This is a genomic window from Cloacibacillus evryensis DSM 19522 (genome assembly GCF_000585335.1).
Classification (GTDB): domain Bacteria; phylum Synergistota; class Synergistia; order Synergistales; family Synergistaceae; genus Cloacibacillus; species Cloacibacillus evryensis.
Genome location: NZ_KK073872.1, coordinates 2,020,206 through 2,037,349, shown reverse-complemented (window position 1 = coordinate 2,037,349; position 17,144 = coordinate 2,020,206). Strand labels below are relative to the sequence as shown.

Sequence of the window (17,144 nt, the reverse complement as noted above, 5' to 3'; positions counted from 1 at the left end):
AATATATCTCGTAAAAAGCGAAAACGTGACAGGCGCCACCGTAAGCGACTGGCTCAAAGGTGTACGCTACTCCGGTGAAGGAATCGAGACCTCATCGCTGGTCATGCGCGCGAAGAGCGGCACGCTGCGCTACATCAACGCGGCGCACAACGTCCAAAAGCTGGACGAGATCAGCGCGGCATCAAATACGGCGCTCCGTCGTCAGCCTGCTCGTTCCTGTAAACGAAACATCGGATTACGTACCATAACATATATGTTGCCTGAACGCGGTATAAATGCGTTCAGGCAGCATTATTATGCAATTACGCTCAATCCCTGTCCTTTAACAACCTCTCGGTTTTATCCTTGATTTCATCGGCCGCCGCGCGTGCGCTTCGTCAACGGCCGTGCCCCCTCCGACAGAGTTGCTATACGTGAAACCATAAGCCGGCGAAAGCCGTCATCTCCATGCGTCGGCCACAATACTAGAATGAACCTGACGCAGCTACAATAGGATGGATAGGTCATGCGCGCAAAGAGCGGCACGCTGCTCTGCATCAACGCGGTAAAACTTGAAAGCAAAATTAAGGAAACAGGGAAATGAACTGGGTAGTGTCTCTAACCAGATGAAATTGCTTGCCCCTGACGGGAAATGGCGAATGTCCAACGTAATGAACTATGGGCAGATTATTGCTCTTGCAAAAGAGTTTCCTTCAAAAAATGCGAATAGATTTATAGAATGGTTTACCTACAGTGATGAAATGGTTGACGGCAAAAGCAAAATCAAGGCCTATGCCCTGTGGAATAGTTCATTTATGAGCAATATAGAAGTTGGTACTGTGAAAGGCCTTAAGCAGATACATGCATATCTGTTTGGCGGCTTATATGATTTTGCCGGACAGATCTGCTCTAAGGATATAGCAAAGGGAGGCTTCCAATTTGCAGTGGCGCGGTATCTGGAGCAAACCCTGCTGAATATTGAGAAGATGCAGGACGAAAACATTGATCAGATCATAAGCAAATATATCGAAATGAACGCGGCGCATCCATTTATGGAGGGCAACGGCCGGTCGGCACGTATATGGTTGGATATGCTTTTGAAAAAGCGCCTCATCCCGTGCATAGATTGGAGCAAGGTTGATAAGAAAAAATATCTTGAGGCTATGAGGCGAAGCGTTGTTAACGGCACGGATATTAATAAGCTGCTTAAAACCGCGCTTACAGATAAAACGAACGACCGTGAGACCTTTATGAAAGGTATAGATTATTCATATTACTACGAAGAAAATTAAAATTTGGGACAAGCTTGCCCTCTAATGACCTCGTGAAAAGCGAAAACGTCTTCTTCGCGGCGACCGGCGTCACCGACTGCGACTGGCTCAAAGGCGTACGCTGCTCCGGTGAGGGCATCGAGACCTCATCGCTGGTCATGCGCGCAAAGAGCGGCACGCCGCGCTGCTTCAACGCGGTACACAACGTCCAGAAATTAGACGAGATCAGCGGCATCAAATACGGCGCAGGGAGCGGCCTCGTCGGCCTGCTTGTTCCTGTAACACATAAGATCTTTCCAGGTGGCATGGAGCCTTATTTATGCTGCCTATTTCTTTGTTTCTTGAACCTCTCAACCTCTGGCATAACCTGTGGGTTATTTAGCAGTTATGCGCAGAATCTCCTCAACACATATAAGATGGAATTGATAACGTACAATATTTTTCGTACAATTGAGTTCAACCACAGAGAGGTCGGACATAGAAGAACCATTGATGAGACCTTAAAGTGAACGACACGGGCATTGCAGTGCAGTGCTGCGGCGAGGGACATAAACTCCGGGATTGCAAACAGCCCTCCGCTCTGGTATGTTAGGTATACGAAAACTAAGACATACAGAGAAAAAGGAGGACTGTTTCATTAACATTAGCACAAACGGCGCATATTATCCAGAAGCGGAAGGCAAACTTCTCAAGATCAACGATGACGAGGTCAGAAGCTATTTGGACAAGGTAGGTGGTCGAAGGAAGCATCAAGGAGTCCCTCAATGTCCTGCTCAACGCAGAAACTGGCGAGCTTGTGTCAGACGTCGAAGCATGCCGATAGAGCACTTGGAACCGCATCTGGGAATGTGCGAAAAATTCTTGACACTAACTGAAAATTGTAAATTATATAGTATTTGTATTAAAGTTCAGATAGCAATTTATATATAGTAAGATAAAAGTTGAAATTATCAAAATCTAAAAAAACTTCTGTGGAAGAAAAAGATAGAAATCATTGAGGCTTTAGTGTCAAGGATACTATGTGGATAAGATAGGTCCTAACTAAAAGAAAGTAGCATCGTATATAAGGAATCAGCTTTATGAAGATTACCAATCAGATCAATTTATCCTATTTGAGCCAACGGGCCTGTTTACGTGGAAGCAGGTAGACGCAGGCACGAAAAATCCCAGAAGCCTCTTTAGAAGTGGCACTGTACTGGCTATGCATGTGGCCTTAATTTTAAAATTCTTAGAAAAAATTTAGCTTATGATAGGTTGTCCTGGTCTTTAGCACCATCCATTTTACCTACATTGTTATTTTTAATAAAAACATGGCTTATTGATTTAATGTTATTCTTATAAAATACTATGTTGTAAATAAATACAATTATCACGGATAGACCTCCAAGTATTGTAGCGTGCATTATCCACCTCAAATAACTATTTCCGGAAGATAAGTTTTTTAATAAAAAATTATTAGCGAATATAATTGCAAATGATTGTATAAAATCTGATATTATTTGCTTGAACACAGTTTTATAGCTAATTTCTAGAATATTTTTGTGTAAGTAAAAAATGAAATATCCAGTTCTGTACATCATTGCAATAAGAGTCCCAATTGCTACCCCAATAAGGCTAACTTTATGTACAAGTATTACTGAAATAGAAAGGTTCAAAATCATTTCAATTATAGCACTTTTTTGTGTTTGTTTATAGTGACCTGCTGCGCATATTATTGCATTATATGGTATTCTAATGCAGTAAATTGCTTGTGCCAATGTTAATAAAGCCGCAAATGTTGGTTGATAATAGCGGGCGTCAGAAATGCCGGAGGTATAGTTTTCAATAAATGGCACAATTAGGATTCCAGTCATAGAAAAAAACAAAACGACAATTGAATGCATAAACCACTCAAATAATCCAAAAATTTTATATAGTAGTTTTTTTTCGTTGCAAGCAAGGATGTTACCTAAAAGTGAATTGAATCCGCTAGATATTGAGCTCATAAGTTGACGAATTCCGTATACAACCAAATTATAAACCGCATATATTGAAACATCACTTAATGGTGCCAATATAGTCAATACCATAATATCGGTATTATTCATCACTACAGTTGCGCAATGTTGTGCGAAACCGTTCCATTTTTGTTCAATTTTAAAACACCTATCTTTTAATGTATAGTTTAATTCATAATGTCTTTTTATATAGAAAGATAAGAATAATGGTGTCGAAAAAAAAATGATTGAAGGTACTAGTTTTACTATCTGAATTGAATGTCCTGTAGTAATTAATATGACACTAATCACTGTATTTAATATCAATGTTATCGTCTGAATATTTGTTTGTATATAAAGCTTTTGGTCTGCATTCAATAATAACTGTTGAGGCGCTGCAAAAAAAAACTGTGAGAATAAACTAAAAGAAATAATAATAATTAATGAAATAATAAACGATGTATTGAATTTATAATTAATTAAATACGGAAATATGTTGCATAAAAATACAACATAACAAATTAAGATACTTGCTAATACACGATAAAATTTTTTTGAATAATTAAACAGTAGACTTATGGTTTTATAGTCATCATTTGCTAAAGGTTGGTAATATGCTGATTGGATAACGGCACCTACGCCAGCATCTAGCAGTGTAATAAACCCTAGATATTGCATAATCGAAGAAACTAATCCGTTTATGTCTGATCCAAACGTTTGTAAGATAAACCTTGGCAATATGAAACCACAAAACAAAACAACGATTTGATTTGCTAAAGAGGACACTGTATTAAGATATAGCTTTTTTTTACGCATATTAATCATTTTATGATGAACATTCTTTCAAATATTTTTTTTAATTCACTATCAGAATGGCGTGATTTAAACAATTTAAACTCTTTTTGCTCATTCTTCCAACTTGTCTCTGCGGTCAAGAGGTAGTTTATAAATTCGTTGGCCGAATTTATAACCTTACAAATACTAGGATATTCTTTCTCCACATTTTCAAATAATAATATCTTACTTCCTATAACAGAAGTTTCATTAGAGAATGCATCTATAATAGAGCCGCTAGTGCGATACTTAAAGCTTTCTGGAAACGGTAAGAAAATTGTCTTTGTAGATTTAACATAATAATAATACTCTTCATCGCTTAAGTAGCCACTAATAACTTTAAGAAAGCCATCGTTAAACGTCATTGTTTTTGAACGTAAAACTACCTTAACATTGTTTATTTTAAAGATATTACTATAAATTTCAAAATCGATAATTTCTTTTATCCATTCCTCTTTATTGCTATTGCTTATGCCTACACAATCATAATATTTTGAGAAAATTCCTTGTACTATATTTAGAGGATGTGGCATATGGAATATTTTTTTTTCTTCAACACCGTATTTATTTTTTAAATGGTTGGCTATAAAATTTTCAAAGACAATATGGTTTACTTTTTTAGCATATATGGTGAAAAATAATTGTAATTTTATGGATTTATCGATTAAGTCAATATTATTGTGATGTAATATAAACACTCGACGATTAAAATCCTTAATTTTAAATAAAGCCAAAGTAAAAACATATGTATCATAAGAAGCAAAAAATAGATAATCAAAGTGATAGATTTTATCTAGCTTAACAGCAACAAGTAAATTTTCAAGGTTGCGTTGATAGTACGAAATTTTACGATTATTACTGGTTCGTTTATATTTATATGAATGTACATTAATATCCTTTGGAAGTAAATCAAACCAGTTTTCAAGTTGGGCAACAGTCAAATTAGAAATAGCCTTTAAGTTTTTTATAATTTGATAATCTAATCTTTTATTACCATAATTGTTTTCTAACAATTCCATGTAAAGTATATTGGGTAGATTATTCATGCTCTAAAACTCCTTATGTCTGTTTTTCATTTTTTTGATCAAGCCACTTGATATATCACATTCATACATCCCAAGTAGAAAAGCAGATGCTACTATATACATTGAAATATAAGCGTTAACGTAGAATGAAAACCATAGTAAACCCATTAAGATCCAAGGGGATTTTTTTATACCTTTTAGTCCTTTCATAAAGTTATAAATAAAAAATATTAAGCCAAGAAGGCCAAATTTAAGGAACATTATATTAATAGATTCATGTAACTCGTTATAAATACCACTTTGTCTTTGATTTACAGAGAATGCACCGCTACTTGATGCCCAATCAACCCAGTTTGTTTGCTGTGTAATTGTTCCTCCTATTCCTTTCCCAAAGAAGACGTACCAAGGTTTATCGAGGTATTCAAGGAATACGTTGACGAATTCTTCAATTCGTACCTTTGGAGAATTTGGCACATTATCTAACCATGAACCTCTTCCAATTTTTAAACTTTCTGTAGTTTGTCCTATCTTATACAGCAGTAATTCATTACTACGGGTGAAGTACTCTCCAAAGACTGCAATACTAATACATACCAGAATAATTACCATCAGCATTTTAAAAAATTTTTTATGGGCAATATTTATCCAAAAATATGTTGCAATCGTTACTCCAATAACGAGTATCCATTTGCCAAGTAGTGGAGATGTTTTAATACACATACAAATGAACCCTATTATTGCAAAAATGAACATGGGGGTTTTTTGGTATTCTTTAAAATTTGTACATATAATAGTAGTAATGGAGAAAAAAGCAACCAAAGGCATTAGCAAAATCGACTTATGATAAGAATAAGTTCCGTGCCAACCCAAGATAACAGATGCCCATGATGCTATTACTAAAACAATGAAAAAGTTAATTAACACTTCTTTAAACTGAACATAGAATTTACAGTTATGGCGTAGAGCAAAATACACTAATACTAAATTGATTATCAGGATTATCCAATAACAAATTTCTGTGGCATACGCCCCATAAAACCATGATGTATTATTTACATGGTTATCATTAGTTATAATTGTCACTAGAGAGCTAAAAATACCAGTAAATACGAGTAATACGAAGCCAAAGACAAATTGACCACTCCATAAATTTTTAATATCGTTTTTTAGGCTTATCTTTGTTCTTCCATTTTGCTTAAAAATAACGCAAAGTAAAATAAACAGCTCGCAGCAAAGACAGCCCCATCTATGTATAAATGGCATATATGCATAACTATATATATATGTATATTCACCAAATACAAATAGTGAAGCCTCGATTGATACTCCAAGAAATATATTATTAGCAAGTATGGCACGGTCAGTTTTTCCAAGTAAACTTAATATAATTACAATAGTGGCTTCTGCTAAAGCAACCGCTATTCCTACAGTTGTATTTTGGCAAGCAATACAATTGAGAATAAAAACAGCAAATAAAATTAGGACATTTTTCCAACAGAGTATATATTTTTTTCTTAATAATGGGTTTCTAGCCATTGTAAACCTCATTGAGAAGGAAGGTTATTTTTTTTTCATAATCAACACTATCATAAAAATATCTTGAATTTTTCGAGTACTCAGAGTAATTGTTTGATATTGTTTTTATGGTTTGACAAATTGAATCAATATTGTAATTTTTAATACAGATACCACATTTTTGTTTTTCAAACATGTAGTTCAACGCAGGAACATCATTGCTTATCATTGGGATAGAAAAACATGCATACTCAAATGTTTTATTAGGTGCGCAATATACTGTATTCAATATTGAATTACTAGTTTTGGTAGGAATATACGAAAGAACTCCTATATAGGCATGGCTAGTGACTTCTAAGTGGTATGGTGCACAAATAAAAGGAATAAAATAGTAATTTTTACTCCCACAATTTGCATATAAATTTGCAACATTTGACATCACTACAAAGGCATAGTCATCTCCCAAACGATCAACTGCAGATATAAAATGTTCTAACGGCCTTTCCTTGTGTAATATTCCCTGATATAAGATAATTTTTTTGTTACCTATTTTCTCTAATAGTTTTCTTGCTTGAATTGAATGATTAATTGGTAAATTTCTCTTTTCTATAATTTCTGGATAAAATGGTTTGTTCTCAAGAATGAAAGGAAGTTTGTCAAGGTCCCACCATGCTTTTGTTATATGAGCTCTGTTATATTCAGGAACTATCACTCTTTTTGCATTTTTACCATACGTTCCTAAATGCATATTACCAAGTTTGTACTTAGGTACCATATATTTAGTGCCAATAAGCTCGTACATATGCAAAACATAATTATAGCTGAATAACTTAGGGCCGAGGCTTTTCACTGTAGCATCAGATATTATCCAGAGCAACGTATTTTCATCATATAAATTGTCTACGTATTTCCAAATTTTTTTTCTCAGTTGTATCATTCTGATGAATTTTAATATCAGAGAAATGTCTGAGTTGTAGTCTTCATCCATTTTACATATGCGTATTTTTTTGTACAGACTATCTTCTTCTGATATACCATCTCTTGTTGTCACTAACGTCACTTCCACATTTTGTTTATAGAGTCCTTCTAGAAGGCTTTTTATTGGGGGAATGCTATAAATCGAACCTACATTTATGACGATGATTTTTTTCATATGCTAATTACCTAATGCGTAAACTTCATTGACTAGTTTTGCAGATATAATATTCCAGCTATAATTGTTATAAATCCACTTATTAAGATTACTTCCTAATTTTTGTAAAGTAGCTTCATCCATATTAATAGATTTGTCTAAAGCTTGAAACAGTGATTCGTCTGTATTAGTTGCCTGTATGCCACACTCATCTCCTATATATTCGGCAATAGATCCGGTATTTGTATAAATAACAGGCTTTCTAAATGCAGCAGCAGAGTATACAATGCCACTCATGCTTGCGTGTCTATATGGAATTACTACTGCGGAAGAATTTGCTAATACGTATGCGTATTCATCATCATTTAAAAATCTAGGCACAAATAATATATTCCCAGAATTGGAAATGGTTTGCATATATTGTTCTAATTCTGAATAAGGTACATTTAAGCTACCAGCTACAACTAACTTTTGTTCTGTGTCATTGAGATTATTAACCCAATAATTAATCACTCTATCAGCACCTTTATTATAGAAAATATTTCCAACAAAAGAAATAATTTTCTTTTTTGCGGATGAGATAAAATCGACAATATGTTTATCTACTTTTGATATTACATACTCCTTTTTCTGCGTTAAATGTATGCCGTGATATTGAATCTTGAGTTTGTTTTTATCTTCAGGAAAATACTTTAGGTATTCTTTTTTTATTCCTTCTCCGTGAACTAGAATTACATCAAAATTATTGTGAAGCCTTTTTAATTTTGTAACATATTTCTCTCCATTTATATGTGGCAGGACATTATGAGAAGTGTATACTAGACGCTTAACATATTTTCTTATTTGCTTTAGGAAAAATTCATCCATTCTATATAAAAGCGCCCATTCAACATGTACAACGTCGTATTTTTCTCTTCTTACTATGATAAGAATCTTTATGTAAGCTACAGCGTACTCAATACCCCTAATGGCACTCCGGAGCATGCCTCTACACATCTTGTCTGATATTTTAAAAAAAATGGGCTTAATATTGTACTTTTCAGTGTATCTACTCTCATAATAACTTGAACATATAGTTAAATCAACTTTATCACATAAGCCTTCGCATAAACCTATAGTGTATACTTCATAGTTATCAGAACACCATGGGTCGATAATTAATACTTTCATAAAACTCCCCTCCAGTAATTTAACATATCTGCCACCGTTTCTTTCATTGAAATTTTTTGTTCCCATCCTGTATCATTTTTTAGTTTGTCAATATTGCCAACTATAATTTTCTCATCTGTTGGTCTGAGTAATTTAGGAGTCATTTCTATTTTGAATTTGTGGCCGATTTCTGCTTCAATGTACGTTACTATATCTTTTATCTGGTATATATGCTCCGATGATATATTGTATACATCGCCATCCCTCCCTTTTTCGGCGAGTAACATTAAAGCAACAATAAGGTCCCTTTGATCCATAATTGCACGAAATGTATCTAAATTTCCGGCACGCAACATATAATTGCCTGTTCGCTCGGCTTCGACAGCTCTTTTGGTGAAATCAGATGTTACGTCATTAACTTTTCTTGTCCCTGTCGAATTGAAAATTCTTGCTCTAATACAACGAATGTGGTCATTCATGTAATACTGGAAAGACAGTAAGTCTTGTCCAACTTTACTGACTCCGTATGGATGTAACGGAAGTAATTTTGCATCTTCTCTTACGTAAATGGAGTCGCCTTTTAATTTGTTAAATGTTTCCCCATATTCAGCACTGGAACATGCAACAACTACCATAGGATCATAATTACTATCAACGTATTTACGGGCTTTTTTAATGGCTTCATAGACTGCAATAGTACCATTAACATTAACATCTATGGTCTCGGATGGATTTACCCAAGATACCGTTGGATAACTTTGTGCAGCAAGATGGTAAATTTGCCTAGGGAGACTATCCATAATAAGATTATCTATCCCTTGACCATATCGAATATCACACTGAACAAAATTAATGGGAAAAGGTATCTGCTCAATGTTTTTTTTATTCTTATGGAACAAACCGATTACTTCATCTCCACGATTGTATAGCTGTTCTACTAAATGAGAGCCAATCATACCACCAGCACCTGTCACTAATACTTTCATCCTAACAAATCTCCTTTATTTTTGTTTTATTCAAAAAACTCTTCTTCCAACATTGAACACAAACAATGATATACCGGTAAATGATATTCCTGAATGATATATGTCTCCGTGCCTGGTACCTTGATACAGATATCGCTTCTGCGGGAGAGTTCACTGTCTTTTGCTCCGGTTAGCCCAATTACCTTCATACCTTTTGCACGCGCGACAACTGCAGCAAAAATGATATTGCTACTATTACCACTAGTACTAATACCGAAAAAAACATCTTCGGTTTTTCCGTAGCCATTTACTTGCTGCGCAAAACATAGAAGTGGTTCACAATCATTCATATAAGCAGTTGACAACCCGGGATGTCCATCCAATGCGATTGCTGGCATGGCTCCTTGTAGATTTTTTGCAAGAATGCTTCCATGTTCAGCATCTATTTTGATAAGCTCATTTACATATTCTATTTTTAGTTTTCTAAGTTTTTTGAAACCTTTCATGAGTTCGCCAACAATATGTTCTGCATCTGCGGCACTACCACCATTTCCAGCTACAAGTAATTTTCCACCATTAGAATAACTTTCATTTATTATTTCAAATGCAGTAGCTATGCTATTTTTACAGCATTTTAATTTAGGATACCGTTTAATGAGAAAATTTAAATGAGTTTCAACCGTTTTTTTCATGTCATTTGTCTCCTAATATATTGTTCACGGCATCCAAAAGAAGATAGGTCTCATTAACTTGAACACATTTGCATCCAGCTGCTTTACCGGCAAGTAAATCGCTTTCTTTGTCACCAACCATCCATGATTGGTGTAAATCTATATTGTAATCTTCTGCTGCTTTTAAAAGCATTCCTGGTTTTGGTTTTCTGCAATCACAAGAGAATTTTAACTCTTTGATTTCTCCCTCGAACCCATGATGTGGATGATGTGGGCAATAGTAGATTGCATCAATATAGGCTCCTTCTAAACCAAGTAAAGTTTCCATTTTGTTGTGTATATTTTCAAGTTGTTTGTAATTTACTTCGCCTCTAGCTATTACCGGTTGATTTGTAACCACAATGGCAAGATATCCCGATGCGTTAATTCTCTTTATTGCCTCTGGAACGCTGTGTATAAGCTCAAAATCATCAATATTTCGGAGGAATCCAACATATTTATTAATTGTTCCATCCCGATCTAGAAAAATAGCTTTTTGCTTTTGCTTTAGGTTTTTTGTTTCAATAATATTACTTCTATAATCGCGACACACAGCTACATATCTTTCTGGTGTCCCCATGTCTTTGATATATTCCGGACTATCATAACAAAACATACGCCCTGAACCAGCCAATGGTTTGAGTAGTTGTCGGTCAAGGTCAACTTCTGGCGTGTTGATTTCTTGCATCAGAAGTTTTGGGGAGATAATATGCAGTCCTGCATTTATTCTGTTTCGATACCAAATTGGTCGTTTTTCTTCCTTCGTAAGCCATTTAATGACATTATGATTCTTGTCCGCAATTATTAAACCGCTGTCATAAGGGTGATTATTTGGATGTGTGAACAGTGTAACTAACCCCTGGTGCTTATTGTGAAAAGATATAAACCTACTAAAATCTACATTAAAAAGATGGTCAGCATTTAAAAGAAGAAAGTCTTTGGTTAATTTATCCTTGAGTTTAAACAGCGCTCCGGCATTTCCCAAAGGGACTTCTTCATTGAAATATTCAATTTTTACTCCAAACTTGTTGCCATTACCGAAGTAATCCATAATTATTTGACCAAAATGGTTAATTGTAATTAAAAGGTCAACAAACCCCTGTTTTCTTAAACATTCAATTTCTCGTTCAAGAACAGGCTTGCCTTCAATATCTATCATTGGTTTAGGTATATCAGAAGCAATGGAAGAAATTCTTGTACCTTTGCCTCCGGCCATGATTACGGTTTTCATTAGTTAGTTCCAATCCTCCTTACAATTTTCTGCCGGCTCATATGTTTCCGGCGTGTAATGAATCACCTGTGTTCCGTTATTTTCAAATTTGAATGGAATATAAAGGAGGTCTTTCATTGCTTTTTTTACAAAATTTTGCTTTTCTGGCTGTACATAAAAAATGATAAAACCACCACCGCCTGCCCCCAGAAGTTTACCTCCAAGTGCACCCGCAGCGATACCTTTTGTGTATAGGCTATCGATGTAATTTGTTGAAATAGCGGAGCCTGTTTGCCTTTTTAACTTCCATGTATAGTCTAGTAAACAGCCAAACTCATCAAGCTCTGCAGTCTCATCAGTTAATATTTTCTCTGCTATATCTACAAGTGAATACATTTCCTGTAATTGCTTTACTTTGTCTTTTGCCGTTAAATTATTCTTTTGTTGTATAGCATTAGAAAAACGTGTGAACCCAGTAAAAAACATCATTAAATTTTTATTCAATAATTCCTTTCTGTCTGTAGGAATGATAATGGGCCTTACTTCGTATCCATCTGGGCTAAACTGAATTTTATTCAATCCCCCAAATGCCGCTGCTATCTGATCTTGCCAACCTCCAGCTTCATTACATAGAACACGTTCAAGATAAATAGCCTTATTAGCTAGTTCTTTCTTATCTATGTATTTTCCTTTTAGTGCATAAAATGCATTAAGCATCCCAACGGCAAATGATGAACTTGTACCTAGACCTGATTTAGCCGGAAGGTCGGCTTCATATGTAAGGCGGATTTCATGCATATCAAGCATCTTCATAGCATTTCGTATAGCAGGATGCTGAATTTGGTCTATTGAATTAATACGTTCTATGTCTGAGTATGTTAATTCGGTAGAATAACTAAAAAATCTAGGAAGGTGGCGAACAGTAACATAGCAATACTTATCAAAAGTAGTTGATAATACGGCACCTTCATATTTTTTAAAGTAACTTTCAATATCAGTGCCACCGCCGAAGAACGATATTCTGAATGGTGTTTTGGTAATTATCACAATAATCGCCACCTTTCTAAAATATTCATGCACTTGTGAAAACTATGCTGTATTAATTCGCCTATATTAGTGTTATAGATTCCAGTATCTGTACTCATTTTTAGAAAAAACGCTCTTATTGAAGATATTTTTTACATCGATTAGCACCTTTTCATAATTGTTTCCAACTTTATATAATTTATCCAGTTCATGTAAATTCATATTTTTAAACTCCTCATGTGCAACTGCCACAATTATGCAATCGGCATCGTGAACCTCTGAAAGATCTGTTAGTGTTATGCCATATTCGCGCATTGCTTCTCTTTTATTTGCCAGAGGGTCTACTACAATTGGATTTATATCGTATTCTCTTAGACACTTAATAATATCTTCGACTTTGCTGTTCCTAATGTCAGGACAGTTCTCCTTAAATGTCAATCCAAGGATGACAACATTTGCCTTCTTGGGAGCTTTACCTACAAGGATTAACTGTTTTATAGCTGCATTTGCTATAAAATCTCCCATGCCATCATTGACTTTTCTGCCAGCAAGAATAATTTGGCTGTGATAACCTAGTCTCTCTGCCTCGTAAGTGAAATAATATGGATCAACACCGATACAATGACCACCAACTAAACCTGGTCGAAACCTAAGGGCGTTCCATTTCGTATTCATTCCATCAATGACTTCGTTAGTATCGATTTCCATGCGATCAAATACCATTGCTAGCTCATTCATGAAGGCGATGTTGATGTCTCGTTGGCTATTCTCCGCAATTTTAATTGCTTCCGCTGTCTTAATTGTAGAAACTGGGTATGTGCCCACTTTAATAACCAAATCATAGACATTTTTGATTTCTTCCAAGGACTCCTCGTCCATACCCGCGACAATTTTCTTTATATTTTCAAGCCTGTGAATTTTATCTCCTGGGTTGATTCTTTCAGGGGAGTAGCCTACTTTAAAGTCTACGCCGCATTTCAGTCCGGATTCCTTTTCAAGAATTGGTAAGCAGACATCTTCAGTAACGCCAGGGTAGACTGTGGATTCAAACACAACAATTGAGCCTGCTGTTAGGTTTCTTCCAAGTATTTCGCTCGCACAAATAACTGGTGACAGGTCTGGTGTATGATCCATATTCACCGGTGTCGGGACTGCTACTATATGAAATTTTGCCTCGCGTAGCTTCTTTGCATCGGAAGTAAACTGTACCGTCGTATTTTTTATGGCTTCGTTGCCAACTTCATATGTGGGGTCAAACCCTGATTTGTACGTTGCAATTTTGCTCTTGTTCAAATCAAATCCGACGACACAAATTCCTTCTTTTGCAAAAGCAATCGCAATTGGCAGGCCTACATAGCCCAGGCCTGTTAGTGATAGTTTTTCTTTTTTTAATTTTAACTTTTCATATAAACTCATTTTCTCCACTCCTGCCTATCTTGTTCTTGTACACAAGCCAACTAATGATCCAGTTCCGTAAGATATGTGAAACAGGAAATATAAATATTCAAGTTGAAAGAATTCTTTTGTACTATCTGCAACTTTGACTGAGAAATATGAATTGCATATAAAATACAATAGCAATTCGAATAGCAATATGATTATCATCTGGTGATAAAAGATAGAGCCAACTCCCAACGCTATCAATGACAATAAAAAGGCTAATGGTACAAAATGCCGAATACCCATGGAACCAGGTACAAATCGCATTGTGATTACATTCCATTTACCATTTTTAAACGCCATGTCACAAATACCTTTTACCGTGTCACGGCAATAATAGGTAAGATGTATATCGTTTGCCATATATATGTTTCCACCGCTTTTTCTTATGCGATGATTCATTTCATTATCTTGATTTCTGGTTAAACGTTCGTCATAACCGCCTAGTCTGTCAAAAATTTCCCTTCGGAATGCCCCAAATGGAACTGTATCCACGTAGCCGCTCTTCCCATTTATACGAAATTGTGAATTACCTACGCCAAATTTGGTTGAAAGCATTTTTGCTATTGTATTTCCGAAAGGTGTACATGCTTTTGTTGTCACTACGCCGCCTACGTTGTCAGCATCCAATGTATCCAAATAATAAACACATTTAGAGATATAATCTCTCGCATAATCTGCATGAGCGTCAAGCCGGATAATATATTTCCCATTTGCTTTTTTTATACCTATATTCATCGCATAAGGGACTGTTTTATTCGGGTTATTGTATATATTTATTAAATATGGATACTTACTTTTATAGCGTTCTAAAATTGACACAGTTCTATCATTTGACTGCCCATCTACAAAGATCCATTCCATTAATTCATTCGGATAATCTTGTAGAAGAAGAGAATCAAGGCATTTCGCAATATATTTTTCCTCATTGTATAGAGGCATTATCACAGACACGATTATCTTTTCCTGCATAATAAATTACCTCACAGTTGCACATCGACAATGGCCAAAATAGTCCTTGCCATCGTAGATATCTCTTTACCAAGGCTGAAATTCTTCAAACTTCTCAGGTTATATTCCATCTTCCCCGGCAGGACTTTGCTTGTGTAGACCTCGTCGGCAGACTCCGCCTTAGACAGCAGCTTTTCTTCGTCTTTGTACATGATGCTAGTCTCTGACGTGACTCCTGCCGGCAGCAGCAGCGTCGCATACATTTCATCGTTGTAACTCCTGACGTATTTCTCTACTTCCGGTCTCGTACCTACGAAGCTCATATCTCCGGCGATGATGTTTATCAGCTGGGGGAGTTCGTCTAGGCGGTATTTTCTGAGGATTTTGCCTATGGCTGTTACGCGCTTATCGTCTTTCACTGTTACCTGCGCGCCCAGCTTGTCGGCATTCGCCACCATGGTGCGGAATTTGTAGATCCTGAATTTCCGACCGTACTGCGTGACGCGCTCCTGACGGAAGAATACGCCTCCTTTGCTGTCAAGGGTTATCGCAAGGGCGATGACGAGGATCACCGGAGAGAGGAAGATCAGCATCAGGCTTGCCGTCACGATGTCGAAGGTGCGCTTCAACAGCAGGGACGCTCTTTTCTTTTTTAGCGTCTCGTAATAGGGACGAACGGCTTCCGTTCTCATGCAGTCAGGCAATTCCTCCCACTCTTTCAATATCTTCATAGACATTTCCTTACGCATTTAATTACGTAGTCAACATCGTCATCGGTCAGCCGCGTGTGCAAAGGCAGTGTGACTTCGTTACTGAACTGTTCATACGCGTTAGGATAGTCCGCGATGTTAAATCCCAATTTTTTATAACCGCTATGGAGCGGCAGCGGTTTGTAGTGTACGTTTGTCGCCACTCCCAGTTCGGCCATTTTTGAGATAAAGTTATCTCTCTCTTGGCTGTTCTTACCTTTTAACCTCATGATATAAAGATGACCGGAGGATAGGTAACCATCCGTATAGTGTTTAACTGTTTCGACAGGCAAGTTAGCGAACGCGGAGTCCAGATATTCGATGATCTTCCGGCGGCGTGCCAGGATATCGTCGTACCTTTTTATCTGAGCAAGCCCGACCGCGGCGTGGATGTCGGTCATATTGCATTTGTACCAAAGCCCAGCGATGTCGTATTCCCATGTGCCGAGTTTTGTTTTCGCGAGGGCGTCTTTGCTCTGTCCGTGGAGGCTCAGCAGCATATAGCGGTGGTAGAGCTCTTCATTATCTATGCCCTCGATATCTCTCCAGGTCGCAGCGCCGCCCTCGGCGGTGGTTAGGTTTTTGACGGCGTGGAAGGAGAAATTTGTAAAATCGGCGACGTAACCGATGGGCTTCCCCTTATAGGAAGCGCCGAAAGAATGCGCCGCGTCACCCATAACAATGGCTCTGCCGATGGCCTGCTGTACGGCGTTATCGGAAGGGTGGAAAAGAGAGCGTTTCTTTTCGGCTATCTCCAAGATACGGTCGTAGTCGGCTGGTATGCCGAAGAGGTCCACAGGTATGATGACTTTGGTCTTCTCCGTGATGAAGGCTTCCAGCCGGTCGCAGTCCATGGTGAATTTGCCCGGTTCGCAGTCGACCATGACGATCTTCGCGCCGACATGCGCAATGACACTTGCCGTCGCCGTATAGGTGTACGCGGGAACGATCACCTCGTCTCCGGGGCCGACGCCCAGAATCCGCAGGGTCATCTCGGCACAGGCAGTATTGGAGTTGAGGCAGACGGCCTTGGAGGTATGGCATATCTCTGCGGCGGCGTGTTCCAGTGCCTTGGTTTTCGGTCCGGTAGTGATCCAGCCGGATTTTAAGGTCTCTATGACTTCGCTGATTTCCGCTTCCGTGATGTCGGGGGGACTGAAGGGGATTTTTCTCATGCCAGCTCACCTGCTGTCTCTATTTGCATAGGTCTGA

At 37.1% G+C, this 17,144-nt stretch carries 16 protein-coding genes; 3 read left to right on the top strand and 13 right to left on the bottom strand.

All coding sequences use genetic code 11. The annotated features are described in order from the left end of the window. The first annotated feature begins 25 nt into the window (after positions 1-25). The 3 genes from CLOEV_RS17545 to CLOEV_RS17540 all read left to right on the top strand — a co-directional run bounded on the left by CLOEV_RS17545 (position 26) and on the right by CLOEV_RS17540 (position 1,759). Positions 26-349, top strand: coding sequence for a fructose-bisphosphatase class II (locus CLOEV_RS17545; RefSeq protein WP_425393604.1), 324 nt, complete (start codon positions 26-28; stop codon positions 347-349). Between the two features lie 202 nt (positions 350-551). After that, positions 552-1,271 (top strand): protein adenylyltransferase Fic, encoded by a 720-nt coding sequence (gene fic, locus CLOEV_RS09075; RefSeq protein ID WP_051485011.1) that lies wholly within the window; start codon positions 552-554, stop codon positions 1,269-1,271. Between the two features lie 14 nt (positions 1,272-1,285). Next, positions 1,286-1,759, top strand: a complete 474-nt coding sequence (locus tag CLOEV_RS17540) for a fructose-bisphosphatase class II (RefSeq protein WP_034443303.1) — start codon at positions 1,286-1,288, stop codon at positions 1,757-1,759. A gap of 735 nt (positions 1,760-2,494) precedes the next feature. Here CLOEV_RS17540 and CLOEV_RS16435 read toward each other — a convergent pair. From CLOEV_RS16435 to CLOEV_RS09005, 13 genes are all read right to left on the bottom strand, one after another. After that, on the bottom strand, positions 2,495-4,042 hold the full coding sequence (locus CLOEV_RS16435) for a polysaccharide biosynthesis C-terminal domain-containing protein (protein ID WP_169732217.1): 1,548 nt from the start codon (positions 4,040-4,042) through the stop codon (positions 2,495-2,497). A gap of 5 nt (positions 4,043-4,047) precedes the next feature. Further along, positions 4,048-5,106: a hypothetical protein gene (locus CLOEV_RS09060; RefSeq protein WP_034443300.1), complete on the bottom strand. Its 1,059-nt coding sequence runs from the start codon at positions 5,104-5,106 to the stop codon at positions 4,048-4,050. A 3-nt stretch (positions 5,107-5,109) separates the two neighbouring features. Further along, positions 5,110-6,621, bottom strand: a complete 1,512-nt coding sequence (locus CLOEV_RS09055; RefSeq protein WP_034443298.1) for a hypothetical protein — start codon at positions 6,619-6,621, stop codon at positions 5,110-5,112. Next, on the bottom strand, positions 6,614-7,753 hold the full coding sequence (locus CLOEV_RS09050; protein ID WP_034443296.1) for a glycosyltransferase family protein: 1,140 nt from the start codon (positions 7,751-7,753) through the stop codon (positions 6,614-6,616). Before CLOEV_RS09050 ends, CLOEV_RS09055 begins: the two co-directional genes overlap by 8 nt. A 3-nt stretch (positions 7,754-7,756) precedes the next feature. Then, positions 7,757-8,902: a glycosyltransferase family 4 protein gene (locus CLOEV_RS09045; RefSeq protein WP_034443294.1), complete on the bottom strand. Its 1,146-nt coding sequence runs from the start codon at positions 8,900-8,902 to the stop codon at positions 7,757-7,759. Further along, complete coding sequence (locus CLOEV_RS09040) at positions 8,899-9,867, bottom strand: GDP-mannose 4,6-dehydratase (protein ID WP_034443292.1); 969 nt, start codon at positions 9,865-9,867, stop codon at positions 8,899-8,901. Before CLOEV_RS09040 ends, CLOEV_RS09045 begins: the two co-directional genes overlap by 4 nt. 26 nt (positions 9,868-9,893) lie before the next feature. After that, positions 9,894-10,538, bottom strand: coding sequence for a D-sedoheptulose-7-phosphate isomerase (locus tag CLOEV_RS09035; RefSeq protein ID WP_034443290.1), 645 nt, complete (start codon positions 10,536-10,538; stop codon positions 9,894-9,896). 1 nt (position 10,539) lies between these two features. Beyond that, entirely contained in the window at positions 10,540-11,787 is a 1,248-nt protein-coding gene (gene gmhB, locus CLOEV_RS09030; protein ID WP_034443288.1) for a D-glycero-beta-D-manno-heptose 1,7-bisphosphate 7-phosphatase, read from the bottom strand. Positions 11,788-11,790: 3 nt separating this feature from the next. Continuing rightward, positions 11,791-12,813: a GHMP family kinase ATP-binding protein gene (locus CLOEV_RS09025; protein WP_034445664.1), complete on the bottom strand. Its 1,023-nt coding sequence runs from the start codon at positions 12,811-12,813 to the stop codon at positions 11,791-11,793. A 72-nt stretch (positions 12,814-12,885) separates the two neighbouring features. Next, positions 12,886-14,208, bottom strand: a complete 1,323-nt coding sequence (locus CLOEV_RS09020) for a nucleotide sugar dehydrogenase (protein ID WP_034443286.1) — start codon at positions 14,206-14,208, stop codon at positions 12,886-12,888. A 15-nt stretch (positions 14,209-14,223) separates the two neighbouring features. Then, positions 14,224-15,204 (bottom strand): glycosyltransferase family 2 protein, encoded by a 981-nt coding sequence (locus CLOEV_RS09015; RefSeq protein ID WP_034443283.1) that lies wholly within the window; start codon positions 15,202-15,204, stop codon positions 14,224-14,226. Between the two features lie 11 nt (positions 15,205-15,215). Further along, the gene (locus CLOEV_RS09010; RefSeq protein WP_245591121.1) at positions 15,216-15,914 is read right to left on the bottom strand and encodes a sugar transferase; all 699 of its coding nucleotides are present in this window, start codon (positions 15,912-15,914) and stop codon (positions 15,216-15,218) included. Further along, positions 15,911-17,107, bottom strand: a complete 1,197-nt coding sequence (locus CLOEV_RS09005; RefSeq protein WP_034443282.1) for a DegT/DnrJ/EryC1/StrS family aminotransferase — start codon at positions 17,105-17,107, stop codon at positions 15,911-15,913. The genes CLOEV_RS09010 and CLOEV_RS09005 overlap by 4 nt, the downstream gene beginning before the upstream one ends. Between the last annotated feature and the right edge of the window lie 37 nt (positions 17,108-17,144).

Coding starts and splice junctions, on each gene's coding strand:
- gmhB (WP_034443288.1), bottom strand. CDS start 11,787: ATGAAAACCGTAATCATGGCCGGAGGCAAAGGTACAAGAATTTCTTCC.
- CLOEV_RS09060 (WP_034443300.1), bottom strand. CDS start 5,106: ATGAATAATCTACCCAATATACTTTACATGGAATTGTTAGAAAACAAT.
- CLOEV_RS09010 (WP_245591121.1), bottom strand. CDS start 15,914: ATGAAGATATTGAAAGAGTGGGAGGAATTGCCTGACTGCATGAGAACG.
- CLOEV_RS09040 (WP_034443292.1), bottom strand. CDS start 9,867: ATGAAAGTATTAGTGACAGGTGCTGGTGGTATGATTGGCTCTCATTTA.
- CLOEV_RS16435 (WP_169732217.1), bottom strand. CDS start 4,042: ATGCGTAAAAAAAAGCTATATCTTAATACAGTGTCCTCTTTAGCAAAT.
- CLOEV_RS09055 (WP_034443298.1), bottom strand. CDS start 6,621: ATGGCTAGAAACCCATTATTAAGAAAAAAATATATACTCTGTTGGAAA.
- CLOEV_RS09020 (WP_034443286.1), bottom strand. CDS start 14,208: ATGAGTTTATATGAAAAGTTAAAATTAAAAAAAGAAAAACTATCACTA.
- CLOEV_RS09015 (WP_034443283.1), bottom strand. CDS start 15,204: ATGCAGGAAAAGATAATCGTGTCTGTGATAATGCCTCTATACAATGAG.
- CLOEV_RS09050 (WP_034443296.1), bottom strand. CDS start 7,753: ATGAAAAAAATCATCGTCATAAATGTAGGTTCGATTTATAGCATTCCC.
- CLOEV_RS09005 (WP_034443282.1), bottom strand. CDS start 17,107: ATGAGAAAAATCCCCTTCAGTCCCCCCGACATCACGGAAGCGGAAATC.
- CLOEV_RS09045 (WP_034443294.1), bottom strand. CDS start 8,902: ATGAAAGTATTAATTATCGACCCATGGTGTTCTGATAACTATGAAGTA.
- CLOEV_RS09035 (WP_034443290.1), bottom strand. CDS start 10,538: ATGAAAAAAACGGTTGAAACTCATTTAAATTTTCTCATTAAACGGTAT.